Source organism: Herbaspirillum camelliae, assembly GCF_001929405.1.
Taxonomy (GTDB): Bacteria; Pseudomonadota; Gammaproteobacteria; order Burkholderiales; family Burkholderiaceae_D; genus Herbaspirillum; species Herbaspirillum seropedicae.
This window is the reverse complement of sequence record NZ_KV880769.1, coordinates 1,385,470-1,398,442: the sequence shown is the minus strand read 5'-3', so window position 1 is coordinate 1,398,442 and position 12,973 is coordinate 1,385,470. Positions and strand designations below refer to the sequence as shown.

The window sequence follows — 12,973 nt, the reverse complement described above, 5'->3', positions numbered from 1 at the left end:
ATTCGCCTTGAGGGAGAAACAAGCATGATCAGCCGTCGCAATTTCCTGAAACTGTCCGCCCTGGCCGCACCCGGTGCATTGAGCTACCACGATGTCTTCGCCCAGGCCGAGAGCATTGCCTTCGGCTGTCCGGTGCCGATGTCGGGGCCTTTCGCCGCCAATGGCAAGTTCGCCGACATGGGCATGAAGCTGGCCCTGCAGAAATACGGCAAGGTGCTGGGCAAGAGCACCAGCTACGTCAACCTCGACACCGAAGGCAAGCCGGCCACCGCCGTGCGCAAGATGCAGGAGAGCATCGAGAAGGGCACGCGCTTCTTCGCCGGCGGCATCCTCTCCGGCGAGGCGCTGGCCATGGGCAAGGAAGCCGACAAGGCCGGCGCGGTCTTCATCACCACCGCCGGGGCCGATGAGATCACCGGCAGCGATTGCAACCGCGCCACCTTCCGCTGGTCGGTGCCGACCTTCGGGGCGATTGAACAGACCGTGCGTCCGCTGCTGGAAAAGATGCCCAACGCCAAGCGCTGGTACACCATCACGCCGCAATACGTGTTCGGCGAAGGCTTGCTGTCGGCGGCCAAGAACATCTTCAAGGAAAAGGGCATCGAGCATGTGGGCAACAGCTACCACTCGCTGACCGAAAAGGAATTCTCCGGCTATCTCACCAATGCCATTGCGGCCAAGCCGGACGTGCTGCTGCTGCTGAACTTCGGTTCGCAATCCTCGGACACGCTGCGCCAGGCAGTCAGCTTCGGCATGAAGAACAACTGCACCATCCTCATGGCCTGGGCCTCGGGGCTGGAACAGTTCGAGACGCTGGGGGCGGACATCTGCGATGGCGTCTACTTCGGTGCGCAGTACTGGCACGCCATCGATGCGCCCTTCAACAAGGAATTCGTCAAGCTGGTCAACGACAACCTCAAGATCGATCCCAACTACAGCCTGGCCGGTTCCTACATCTGTACCAAGATCATCCTGGACGCCATCATCAAGGCCAACAGCACCGATCCCAAGGCGGTGATCGCGGCCATGGAAGGCATGAAGTACGAGGGGCTGACCGGCAGCGAGGAAATCCGCAAGGGCGACCACCAGCTCATCAAGAACTACTACCTGCTCAAGGGCAAGGCCAAGGCGAAGATGGCCAACAAGAATGACTATGCGGATATCGTTTCCTCCGGCAAGTCCTTCCTGCCGTTGGAGAAAACGCAGTGCAAGCTGTGATGGGGCGGTGCTGAGGTTCGGCACACCTGTCTCCGTTCGGACTGAGTAGCCCCGCAGGGGCGTATCGAAGGCGCTGTGGCCTACACAACGGGAGCCACGCCTTCGATACGCCGCTGACGCGGCTACTCAGGACGAACGGCCAAGGAAAAAGCATCTTTGTCACGAGGTTCCATGAACATCTATCTGCTGCAGATCGCCAATGGCGTGGGCATCGGCATGCTCTACTTCCTGCTGGCGGTGGGCCTGTCGATCGTCTTCGGCCTGCTGCGCTTTGTCAATTTCTCGCATGGCGCCTTTTTCCTGCTGGGCGCTTATCTCTGTTACGAGGCCACCAGTCGCGGCTTCGATTTCTGGTGGTCGCTGCTCATTGCACCCGTCGCCGTGGGCCTGTTCGCCTGGATCGTGGAGCGCTTCGTGCTGCGCCACGTGTATGCGCTGCCGCATCACTTCCACATCCTCTTCACGGTGGGCCTGGCGCTGGTGATCCAGGAAGCGGTGATCTCGGCCTGGGGACCGCTGGGCAACAATGTCGCGCCGCCGGATCTGCTGCAGGGCGTGGTGATGTGGGGCGGCTTGGTCTATCCCAAGTATCGTCTCTTCGTCATCGGCCTGACCGCCGTGATGGCGCTGCTGCTGTGGTGGGTGCTGGAGGGGACGCGGCTGGGCTCGATCGTGCGCGCCGGCTCGGAATCGACCGAGATGGTGTCGCTGCTGGGCCTGAACATCAACCGCATCTTCAGCCTGGTCTTCGCGCTGGGCGCGGCCACCGCAGGGCTTGCCGGTGCACTGGCTGCGCCCATACGCGGGGCCGATCCCTTCATGGGCGTGGAAGCGCTGGGCATTGCCTTCGTGGTGGTGGTCATCGGCGGGTTGGGCAGCTTCTGGGGGGCGCTCATCGGCGGCATCTTGGTCGGCATCGTGCAGAGCGTGATGAGCACGGTCTGGTCCGAGGGCGCGCACCTGATGATCTATGTCGCCATGGCCGCCGTGATGCTGCTGCGCCCGAATGGCCTGCTCGGCCGTCCCGGCGCGGCCTGACGCGCTTTGACCTTTTCTGCACAGAGGTTTCCATGAAACAGATTGCGCATTTCCGTTACACCCTGCTGGCCGCCGCCGTCGCGCTGTTGCTGCCGCTGCTGCTGCCCTCGGGCACGCTGGCCACCGAAGTGCTGGTGTTCGCGCTGGCGGCGCTGGGCTGCAACCTGCTGCTGGGCTATACCGGGTTGATGTCCTTCGGCCAGGGCATCTTCTTTGGGGTGGGCAGCTATACCGCCGGGGTGGTGCTGCTGCAGTTGAAGCTGGCGCTCTTGCCGGCGCTGGCGCTGGCGGCCCTCGGTGGCGCGCTGGTGGCGCTGCTGGTGGGCTGGTTCTCGATCCGCCAGCGCGGCACCTACTTCGTCATGCTCACGCTGGCCTTTGCCCAGATGTTTTACTTCCTGGCCTATACGATGAAGGACGTCACCGGCGGCGACAACGGCCTGCTGGATATCCCGCGTCCGCCGCTGGCGCTGTTCGGGCTGACGCTCTTGCCGACCAAGTCGTCCTGGCAGTACTACACGGTGGTGGCCATCCTGTTCGTGCTGGTGTTCTGGCTGTTGCAGCGGGTGGTCGATTCGGTGCTGGGCAAGACGCTGCTGGCGGTGCGCGAGAACGAGGCGCGCGCCTCGGCGCTGGGGTATGACGTGCGGCTGCTGAAGCTGGCGGCCTTCGTCATCTCGGGTGCAGTGACGGGCCTGGCCGGTGGGCTGCACGCGATGATGACGGGTGTCGCACCGCTGTCCAACATCGAGTACCACACCAGCGAGGCCATCCTGGTGATGACCGTCATCGGCGGTACCGGCAACCTGTTTGCTTCCGTGCTGGGAGCGAGCTTCTATGTGCTGGTGGGCAACTGGCTCTCCACGCTGTGGCCGCGCTGGCTGATGCTGCTGGGGTTGCTGCTCATTGCGGTGAGTCTGTACATGCAGAAGGGCCTGTTCGGTCTGGCCATGAAGATCATCGACGCCGTGCGCGGCAACAAGGACGCATCGGCACAGGCCGCTACCGTGACCAAGGAGAAGCACTCATGAGCCGCCCCATCCTGCAAGCGGTGAACGTGACCAAGCGTTACGGCAAGTTCACCGCTGTCAACGGCATCACGCTCGACATCGAGGCCGGCACCGTGCATTCGGTGATCGGTCCCAATGGCGCGGGCAAGACCACGCTGTTCCATACGCTGACCGGCACCACGCCCATCACCGAGGGCAGCATCCTGGTCGAGGGCGAAGAAGTGGCGCACCTGCCGGGCAATCGCCGGGTACAGAAGGGACTGGCGCGCTCCTTCCAGGTGACCAGTCTGTTTCCCAACCTGAGCGTGCGTGAAAACCTGCGCCTGGCGGCGCAAGGACGCGCGCCACTGGCCGCGCTCAATCCCTGGAAGCGTGCCGAACAGTTCAGCGCCGCCTGCGCGCTGGCCGATGAACTGCTGGCGCGGCTGTCGCTGCAGGCCGTGGCGCAGCGCGCCTGCGCCGAACTCTCGCATGGCCAGCAACGGCGGCTGGAAGTGGGCATGGCCATGGCCGGACGCCCCAAGGTGATCTTCCTGGACGAGCCGACCTCGGGCATGGGCATCGACGACATCGCCGAGATGAAGCAGCTCATCCACGGCTTGCGGCGCGACTATACGGTGGTGCTGATCGAACACAACATGGATATCGTGATGGATATCTCGGACCGCATCACGGTGATGCAGCTGGGCCAGATCCTGGCGCAGGGCAAGCCGGCCGAGATCCGCAGCGATGAACGCGTGCGCCGGGCCTACCTCGGCAGCATGATCACCGGAGGCCGAGCATGATCCTGCAAGTGGAAGACGTTCACGGCTACTATGGCAAGAGCCACATCCTGCAGGGCGTGTCGCTGCAGGTCGATAAGGGTGAGGTGGTGACGCTGCTGGGCCGCAATGGCGCGGGCAAGACCACGACCTTGAAGAGCATCGTCGGCGTGGTGCCGCCGGTCCAGGGCCGGGTGCTCTTCGAAGGCCAGCTCATCAGCGGCCTGCCTTCCTACAAGATCGCCGCACGCGGCGTGTGCCTGGTGCCGGAGCATCGCGGCATCTTCAAGCTGCTGACGGTGGAAGAGAACCTGACCATGGCCGCGCGCAAGGAATCGGCCTGGGGGCTGGAAGAGATCTATGCCATCTTTCCGCGCCTGAAGGAGCGTCGCAGAAATGGCGGCGGCCAGCTGTCGGGCGGCGAGCAGCAGATGCTGGCCATTGCGCGTGCGCTGATGACGCATCCGCGCGTACTGATGCTGGACGAGCCCGTCGAAGGCCTGGCCCCGGTGATCGTGGACGAGATCGTGGCGCAGATCCGGCAGATCAAGGCCACCGGGATGTCCATCATCCTGGTGGAACAGAATCTGGAAGTGTGTACGCAGCTGGCGGACCGGCATTACATCGTCGAACAGGGGCGCATCGTCTATCGCGGCAGCAATGCCGAGTTCCTGGCTGATGAAGGTGTGAAGGACCGTTATCTGGGGGTGAATCTGGCGGCATGAGTGAGGACGGTGTGTCCTTCGATACGCCGCTGCGCGGCTACTCAGGTCGAACGGGTTGGAGATGGTTCTGCCAACGCAGTGATGGATGCCCATCCTCCCGTTCGTCCTGAGCAGGCCGCAGGCCGTATCGAAGGATCGCCGACGCCAAAACCAAACAAGGAATCAAAGATGGACATGAACACCCAAATCTCTACCCTGCGCATCGACGGCGCACGCCTGTGGGACTCGCTGATGGAACTGGCCCGCATCGGCGCCACTGCCAAGGGTGGCGTGTGCCGCCTGGCCCTGACCGACCTGGACAAGCAGGGACGCGACCTGGTGAGCGCCTGGGCGCGCGCCGAAGGCATGAGCGTGGTGGTAGACCAGATCGGCAACATCTTCATGCGCCGCCCCGGTCGCAACAATGCATTGCCCCCGGTGATGACGGGCTCGCACATCGATACCCAGCCGACCGGCGGCAAGTTCGACGGCAACTACGGCGTGCTCGCCGGCATCGAAGTGGTGCGTACGCTGAATCAACACAACATCCAGACCGAGGCCCCGATCGAGGTGGCGGTGTGGACCAATGAAGAGGGTTCGCGCTTCGTACCGGTGATGATGGGCTCCGGTGTCTTCTGCGGCGCCTTCACGCTGGACCATGCCTACAACGCCACCGATGTCGAGGGCAAGAAGGTACGCGACGAACTGGAGCGCATCGGCTATATCGGCGACCAGGTCTGCGGCGACCACCCCATCGGGGCGTATTACGAGGCGCACATCGAGCAGGGGCCAGTGCTGGAAAATGCCGATACCGTCATCGGCGTGGTGCCGGCGGTGCTGGGGCTGTCCTGGTACGACTGCACGGTGACCGGTTTTGAATCGCATGCCGGGCCCACGCCCATGGAAATCCGCAAGGATGCACTGCAGGTCTCGACCTACATCATGCAGGAGGTGGTGGCCATCGCCCACCGCTATGCGCCGTATGGACGCGGCACGGTGGGCCAGGTGCAGGTGATGCCCAACAGCCGCAACGTGATTCCGGGGCAGGTGAAATTCTCCATCGACCTGCGCAATGTCAGCGAGGTATCACTGACCCGCATGCATGAAGACCTGCTGGCCTATCTGGAGGCGATGCGCAAGAAGACGGGGCTGTCCATCGAACTGGAACGGGTGTCCTACTTCCCGCCCTGCCCCTTCGATCCAGATTGCGTGGACAATGTGCGCGCCGCCTCGGCGACGCTCGGCTACAAGACCATGGACGTGGTCTCCGGCGCCGGGCATGACGCCATCTATGCTGCGCGTCTGGCACCGGCGGGAATGATCTTCGTGCCTTGCAAGGATGGGGTTTCCCACAACGAGATCGAAGACGCCCGCCCGGAGCACCTGGAAGCCGGTTGCAACGTGCTGTTGCAGGCCATGCTGGCCAGCGCAGGCGTAGTCAGCGCGTAATTGGTGATTAATGCAGGAAACTGATCATGAAACCGAAATTCGTCATTGCACGCATGAATGACGAGACCAATACCTTCTCGCCGATTCCCACGCCCCTTGAAGCTTTCGCCCCGCAATGGGACGACGCCGCCTATCGTGACCAGAAGGGCGCGCGCACCGCCATGGGCGCTTTCCTGGAACTGGCCGAGCAAGCCGGTGTGGAGATCGTCACGCCGCTGGCCGCCTGGGCCAATCCCAGCGCGGCAGTGGCGGCCGATGCCTATACGCTGATGTGCGACGCCATCGTGCGCGCCATCGAGCAGGGGTGCGACGCCATCCTGCTGGACCTGCACGGCGCGATGGTGGCCGAGAACGCCGAGGACGGCGAAGGGGCGCTGCTGGAACGCATCCGCCGTATCGCCCCGCATACGCCCATGGCGGTGGCGCTGGATCTGCATGGCAATGTCACGCAGAAGATGGTGACGCATGCCGATGTCATCGTCAGCTTCAAGACCTATCCGCACATCGACATGTTCGAGACCGGCGAGCACGCCGGCCGCCTGCTGCTGGCGCGGCTGCGCGGGCGCTCGCAGCCGCGCATGGCCTGGCGCCAGGTGCCGGTGCTGTCGGCCACGCTGACCAGCAATACCTCGGCCTCGGCCATGCAGCGCGCCGTGGAAGCGGCCAAGGCCGCCGAGCAGGAGCCGGGCGTGCTGGCGGTGTCGGTGTTGGCGGGGTTTCCCTTGTCGGACTTCCGCGATGCCGGCATGTCGGTGGTGGTGGTGACCGAGAATGATGCGGTGCAGGCCGATGCGGTGGCAGCGCGTATCGCGCGGCAGATCTGGGCCGAGCGCGCCGACTTCGTCTATCACAGCCCACCGTTGGCAGCGTCGCTGGCGCAGGCCCGGCAATTGAGCCAAGGGCCGGGCCAGGGGCCGGTGCTGCTGCTGGACCATAGCGACAACGTCATGTCCGGCGGCACCTGCAACACCATGGACGTGCTGGAGGCGGCGCTGCAGGAAGGGCTGGAAGGCATCGCGGTCGGACCGCTGAGCGACCCCGAGGCGGTGGCGCAATTGGTCGAGGCGGGTATCGGGGCAACCGTCACGTTGGCCGTGGGCAACAAGGTGGATCTGGCGGCCCAGGGCATCACCAAGACGCCGCCGGTCTATACCGGCAAGGTAGTGGCCATCACCGATGGCCGCTTCACGGTGACCGGGCCGATCTATACCGGATCGACCTTGCAGATGGGGCGCAGCGTGCTCTTCGATATCGGCGCGGCGCGCATCGTCATCACCGAGGAACGGGTCGAGCCTTATGACCTGGGCGTGTTCACCAGCCTGGGCCTGGACCCGGCGCAGCAATCCTTCCTGATCCTGAAGTCGCGCATGTATTGCCGTCCGGTCTTCGCGCCCATCAGCCGTGCGCTGGTGGAATGCGATTCGGATAGCGGCGGGCCGACCAGCGCCAATTTCCGGCTGTTCCCGATCAAGAAGGTGCGCCGGCCGATCTATCCGCTCGATACGGACATGCACTGGGAGGGCGGCGCGGGCGCTTGAGCCGCTTGAGCCATTGGACAGTTTGCCCGAATACAACAGTCTCCTCAGGGTCTTCCCGAGTTGTGCTGCATCATCCAATTGCTGTGTTAGGCTGACCTGGCTGCAAGATGATTTCCATCGCAACAGCCACCTGCGCCGGTTCCGCCCACAACAATTCAACACCATGGCCTGGCGCGTCACACAAGGGGAGACAAGATGAAAAACCTCAAGATCGGCGTACGCCTGGCCATCGGCTTCATTGCCTTGCTGATGTTGATGGCGGTCATGGTCGCCCTGGGGGTGTGGCGGCTGGGCAGCATCGGCGACGCCACCGACGACATGACCCGCATCGCCCTGAAGAAGGAGCGCGACGCCGTGCAGTGGCATGCGGCCATCAAGGAGAACGGCGTGCGCACCTTCGCTGTGATGAAGAGCGACGACGACGCCTTCCAGGAATACTTCCAGAAGCAGGTCGATGCGCAGTCGGCCAGGATCAGCCAGTTGCAGAAGGAGGTCGAGGCGGCCATCACCGATGCCGAAGAAAAGCGGCTCTTCGATGAAGTCGGCAAGCTGCGCGCGGCCTATCGGGCCACGCGCCAGAGCATCTTCGACGTCAAGACGGCTGGCGACGACGCCCGCGCACGCGAGATGACCGATACCACGCTGGTCAAGATGATGGACGATTACGCCAACAGCGTGCTGCGCTACGCCGATTTCCAGAAGCAGGTGATCGACCAGACCGCCGCCGAGATCAACCGCGACTACCGTTCCGGTCGCAGCATGCTGCTGGCGCTGGGCGCCATCGAGATCGTGCTGGGGGCGGCGCTGGCCTGGCTGCTCACGCGCAGCATCACGCGGCCGCTGAACCAGGCGGTGACCATCGCCGAGACGGTGGCCGCAGGCGACCTCACCTCCCGCATCGACAGCAGCAGCCGTGACGAGACCGGCAAATTGCTGGCCGCGCTCAAGACCATGAATGGCAACCTGCTCGACATCGTGGGCCGGGTGCGGATGGGGACCGAGACCATCAACACGGCCTCACGCGAGATCGCCACCGGCAACCTGGACTTGTCGGCGCGTACCGAGGCGCAGGCCGGTTCGCTGGAAGAAACCGCCTCGGCCATGGAACAGCTGACCTCCACCGTCAAGCAGAACGCCGACAACGCCCGCCAGGCCAATGAGCTGGCGGCCTCGGCCTCGCAGGTGGCGACCCAGGGCGGTGCGGTGGTGGACCAGGTGGTGGCGACCATGGGCGCCATTCATGCCTCTTCGCAGAAGATCGCCGACATCATCGGGGTCATCGATGGCATCGCTTTCCAGACCAATATCCTGGCGCTCAACGCGGCCGTGGAAGCGGCCCGCGCCGGTGAGCAGGGACGCGGCTTTGCGGTGGTGGCTTCCGAAGTGCGCTCGCTGGCGCAGCGTTCGGCCTCGGCGGCCAAGGAGATCAAGCAGTTGATCGACGACTCGGTGGAAAAGGTGGACGATGGCAGCCGGCTGGTGGCACGGGCCGGCGACACCATGCAGGAAGTGGTGCAGAGTGTGGCGCGGGTGACCGAGGTGGTGCGCGAGATCACGCTGGCCAGCCAGGAACAGAGTGACGGCATCGAACAGGTGAACCTGGCCATCACCCACATCGACGAGACCACGCAGCAGAACGCCGCACTGGTGGAACAGGCTGCCGCTGCCGCGCGCTCCATGCAGGACCAGGCGGCCTCGCTGACCGATGCAGTCAGCGTCTTCCGCCTGCTGGACGATGCGCAGGTGCTGGCCGTGGCCGTTCAGCGCGGCACGTCGCCTTCGACGGTGGTGCGGTAGAGCGTGCGGCGCAGGTGTTGCGGGGTGATCGCGGCGTAGTGCTGGGTGCTGCGGTTGTCCCAGAACACCAGGTCATGCGGCTGCCAGCGGTGAGTGTAGACATTCTCGGGGCGGGTGATGTGGGCGTGCAGTTCCTTGAGCAACGCATCGCTTTCATCGCGCGGGATGCCAATGATGTGCGAGGTAAACCCTTCGCTGACGAAGAGCATCTTGCGGCCACTCTCTGGATGAGTGATCACCACCGGGTGTTCCACCGGCGGCACTTCATCGATCTGCTGCTGGGTCAATGGCGCGCGCCAGGGCGAGAGCTTGCGCAGGCGTTCGTAGCGGTAGACATAGGAATGCACGGCGCGCTTGCCTTCGAGCAAGGTCTTCAGGGCGGCTGGCAGGCTGTCCCAGGCGGCGGCGGTATTGGCGTACAGCGTGTCGCCGCGCTCGGCGGGCAGTTCCTGTGAGTGCAGCAGCGCACCCAGGCTGGGCTTGGGCATGTAGGACAGGTCCGAGTGCCAGTCGGCGCCGGCATCGACTAAGCCGATGGGCTTGCCGTTTTCGACGACGTTGGAGACGATCAGGATTTCCGGATGGCCGGCCAGGTGGAAGCGGTTGAGCACGTGCACCTGCAGCGGGCCGAAGCGGCGGCTGAAGTCGATATGCTGCTGCGGCGTGATGCGCTGATCACGGAAGACCACCACGCCGTGTTCGACCAAAGCCTTGCGGATGCGTGCCAGCTCTGCGGCCGAGACCGGCAGGTTCAAGTCCAGGCCGACGATTTCGGCGCCCAGCGGCGCGTCGAAGCGATGGATCTCGAACTCTTGATGGATATCTTGCGGGCGTTCCAGCGTGGCGGCCGACATGGCGGCTCCTGTGTCCTGATAGGGATGGCGAAAGCCACCATTACACTCCCCCCCGCGGCAGGCGGACAAGGAACAAGAACGCATATCCTTATGCGTTCTGCGGCGGCGCCCCGGCGCTACAATACCGCGATGACCAAGCCCGACCATCCCGCCCGCACACTCCCGCCGCGCCCCGATCTTGCCACCCTGGACCGGGAGCAGGCCGCCGCGCGCAAGCTGGCGCGTGACCAGCGCGATGCCCGGATACGGGGCGTGGGCTCGGTGGCCGAGATGCGCCAGGCCATCCGTGAGGCCAGCGCGGGCTTGCCGGCCCTGGCCGCCATCCCGCGCACGGGGCCGCTGAAGACGGCGGCCTTCCGCCAGCGTGCTGCTGCCGGGCTGCCCTTCCTGATGTCCGGCATGGCCAGCCGCTGGCCGCTGGCGGCGATGACGCTGCCAGACCTGCGCCAGCACTTCGGCCACTTGCCGGTGCGGGCTCGCGTGGGCGACTACATCAACACCGCCTTCGCACCGGACCGCGCCATGCAGGACATGACGCTGCTCGATTACCTGGAGCGCGCCGCTGCCGACGAGAGCGGCTTGCCGCCCTATCTCGGTAACCTGGAATTACGTGAACTCAATCGGCTGTGTCATTGGCCCAACTTCTTCGACAAGATGGGCCCGCCGCGTTTCTGGATCGGTCCGGCCGGCTGCATCACGCCGCTGCATTGCGACTATGACGACAATGTCTTTGCCCAGGTCTGGGGCAGCAAGCGCGTCTGGTTGGCGCCGCCGCATCATGACCAGTATCTCTATCCCAAGGAAGCCAACGCCATCCTGTTCGGCTCGCCCTTCGATCCCGATCATCCCGACCTGGAACGCTTTCCGCTGGCCCGCCAGGCGGCGCTGGTGTGCTGTGAAGTGCAGCCTGGGGAAATGCTCTACATCCCGGCGGGCTGGTACCACCAGGTCAGTTCGCTGACGTTTTCGCTCTCCAGCAATCGCTGGGCGCGGGGGCGGCCACTGGTCTTGTCCGCATAGAAGAGCGCCCAAGAAAAAACCCCACGCCTGTTGCCATGCGTGGGGCTCATGCGAAACGCTTCAGGCTGGGTGTCAGCTGCTCAGCTTCTTGCGCAGCAATTCGGTCAGTTGCGCGGGGTTGGCCTTGCCTCGGGTGGCCTTCATGGCCTGGCCGATCAGGGCGTTGATGGCTTGCTCCTTGCCGGCGCGGAATTCGGCGACCGACTTTTCATTGGCGGCCAGCACCTGGTCCACGATGGCTTCCAGCGCACCGCTGTCGGAGATCTGCTTCAGGCCCTTGGCCTCGATGATGTCATCGGCCAGGGAATCCTTGTCGGACCTGGCTTCCCACATGCCGGCGAAGACTTCCTTGGCGATCTTGTTGGAGATGGTGCCATCGGCGATGCGCTTCAACAGCAGGGCCAGTTGCGCGGCCTTGACAGGTGCATCGGCGATGTCGGTGTCTTCACGATTGAGCGTGGAGGCGACGTCACCCATCAGCCAGTTGGCGGCCGGCTTGGCTTGTTCCTTGCCGGCGGCCGCGACCACGGCTTCGAAGTAGGACGCCATGCCCTTGGATTGCGTGAGCACCATGGCGTCGTATTCCGGCAGCGCATACTCGGCCACGAAACGCTCGCGCATGGCGGCGGGCAGCTCGGGCATGGTGGCCTTGACGCGCTCGATCCACTCCTGCGAGATGGCCAGCGGCGGCAGGTCGGGGTCGGGGAAGTAGCGGTAGTCCTGCGCATCTTCCTTGCTGCGCATGGAGCGGGTTTCCTTCTTGTCCGGATCGTAGAGGCGGGTCTCCTGCACGACGGTGCCGCCATCTTCGATCAGTTCGATCTGGCGGCGCACTTCGTAGTTGATGGCCTCTTCCAGGAAGCGGAAGGAGTTCAGGTTCTTGATTTCGCAACGGGTGCCGAATTTTTCCTGGCCGACCGGACGCACGGAAACGTTGGCGTCGCAGCGGAAGGAGCCTTCCTGCATGTTGCCGTCGCAGATGCCCAGCCACATCACCAGCGAGTGCAGGGCCTTGGCGTAGCCGACAGCTTCGGCGGCGCTGCGCATCTCGGGTTCGGTGACGATTTCCAGCAAGGGGGTACCGGCGCGGTTCAGGTCGATGCCGGTCATGCCCTGGTAGTCTTCGTGCAGCGACTTGCCGGCGTCTTCTTCGAGGTGGGCGCGGGTCAGGTTGATGGTCTTGATCTCGCTCTTGCCGTCCTTCTCGACGGCGAAGGACATGGTGCCGCCTTGCACCACGGGGATCTCGAACTGGCTGATCTGGTAGCCCTTGGGCAGGTCGGGATAGAAGTAGTTCTTGCGCGCAAAGATCGAGCGCGGCGCGATGGTGGCGCCGATGGCCAGGCCGAACTGGATGGCGCGTTCCACTGCGCCCTTGTTGAGGACCGGCAGCACGCCCGGCAAAGCCAGGTCCACCGGGCTGGCCTGGGTGTTGGGTTCAGCGCCGAAGCGGGTCGAGCTGCCGCTGAATATCTTGGATTGGGTCGAAAGCTGCGTGTGCGTTTCGAGGCCGATGACGACTTCCCACTGCATGATGTTGTCCTTGCGAATGCTGTTGTTGGTGACGAGGGCTGGGCTGCAGGC

The 12,973-nt window shown here is 64.3% G+C and carries 11 protein-coding genes; 9 read left to right on the top strand and 2 right to left on the bottom strand.

The genetic code is table 11. From position 1 onward, the window contains the following. Nucleotides 1–24: 24 nt before the first annotated feature. The 8 genes from BGK68_RS06295 to BGK68_RS06260 all read left to right on the top strand — a co-directional run bounded on the left by BGK68_RS06295 (nt 25) and on the right by BGK68_RS06260 (nt 9,515). Entirely contained in the window at nt 25–1,218 is a 1,194-nt protein-coding gene (locus tag BGK68_RS06295; RefSeq protein ID WP_083657738.1) for an ABC transporter substrate-binding protein, read from the top strand. Nucleotides 1,219–1,389: 171 nt separating this feature from the next. Continuing rightward, on the top strand, nt 1,390–2,256 hold the full coding sequence (locus BGK68_RS06290; RefSeq protein WP_075256368.1) for a branched-chain amino acid ABC transporter permease: 867 nt from the start codon (nt 1,390–1,392) through the stop codon (nt 2,254–2,256). A 32-nt stretch (nt 2,257–2,288) separates the two neighbouring features. After that, entirely contained in the window at nt 2,289–3,287 is a 999-nt protein-coding gene (locus tag BGK68_RS06285) for a branched-chain amino acid ABC transporter permease (protein ID WP_075256367.1), read from the top strand. Further along, nucleotides 3,284–4,051 (top strand): ABC transporter ATP-binding protein, encoded by a 768-nt coding sequence (locus BGK68_RS06280; protein ID WP_075256366.1) that lies wholly within the window; start codon nt 3,284–3,286, stop codon nt 4,049–4,051. The genes BGK68_RS06285 and BGK68_RS06280 overlap by 4 nt, the downstream gene beginning before the upstream one ends. Further along, the gene (locus BGK68_RS06275) at nt 4,048–4,752 is read left to right on the top strand and encodes an ABC transporter ATP-binding protein (protein ID WP_075256365.1); all 705 of its coding nucleotides are present in this window, start codon (nt 4,048–4,050) and stop codon (nt 4,750–4,752) included. Before BGK68_RS06280 ends, BGK68_RS06275 begins: the two co-directional genes overlap by 4 nt. 168 nt (nt 4,753–4,920) lie before the next feature. Continuing rightward, nucleotides 4,921–6,180, top strand: coding sequence for a Zn-dependent hydrolase (locus BGK68_RS06270; protein ID WP_075256364.1), 1,260 nt, complete (start codon nt 4,921–4,923; stop codon nt 6,178–6,180). 26 nt (nt 6,181–6,206) lie between these two features. Further along, entirely contained in the window at nt 6,207–7,718 is a 1,512-nt protein-coding gene (locus BGK68_RS06265) for a M81 family metallopeptidase (RefSeq protein ID WP_075256363.1), read from the top strand. A 195-nt stretch (nt 7,719–7,913) separates the two neighbouring features. Continuing rightward, complete coding sequence (locus BGK68_RS06260) at nt 7,914–9,515, top strand: methyl-accepting chemotaxis protein (RefSeq protein WP_075256362.1); 1,602 nt, start codon at nt 7,914–7,916, stop codon at nt 9,513–9,515. Here BGK68_RS06260 and BGK68_RS06255 read toward each other — a convergent pair. Then, nucleotides 9,479–10,369, bottom strand: coding sequence for a TauD/TfdA dioxygenase family protein (locus tag BGK68_RS06255; RefSeq protein ID WP_075256361.1), 891 nt, complete (start codon nt 10,367–10,369; stop codon nt 9,479–9,481). The two genes, BGK68_RS06260 and BGK68_RS06255, sit on opposite strands and share 37 nt — an antisense overlap. A 129-nt stretch (nt 10,370–10,498) precedes the next feature. Here BGK68_RS06255 and BGK68_RS06250 point away from each other — a divergent pair, with 129 nt between their 5' ends. Then, nucleotides 10,499–11,389 carry a cupin-like domain-containing protein gene (locus BGK68_RS06250; RefSeq protein ID WP_143432961.1) on the top strand — a complete coding sequence of 297 codons (891 nt, stop codon included), beginning with the start codon at nt 10,499–10,501 and terminating at the stop codon, nt 11,387–11,389. Between the two features lie 72 nt (nt 11,390–11,461). Here the strand turns inward: BGK68_RS06250 and gatB are convergent, their stop codons facing one another. Next, nucleotides 11,462–12,922 carry an Asp-tRNA(Asn)/Glu-tRNA(Gln) amidotransferase subunit GatB gene (gatB, locus tag BGK68_RS06245; RefSeq protein ID WP_075256359.1) on the bottom strand — a complete coding sequence of 487 codons (1,461 nt, stop codon included), beginning with the start codon at nt 12,920–12,922 and terminating at the stop codon, nt 11,462–11,464. Nucleotides 12,923–12,973: the final 51 nt, after the last annotated feature.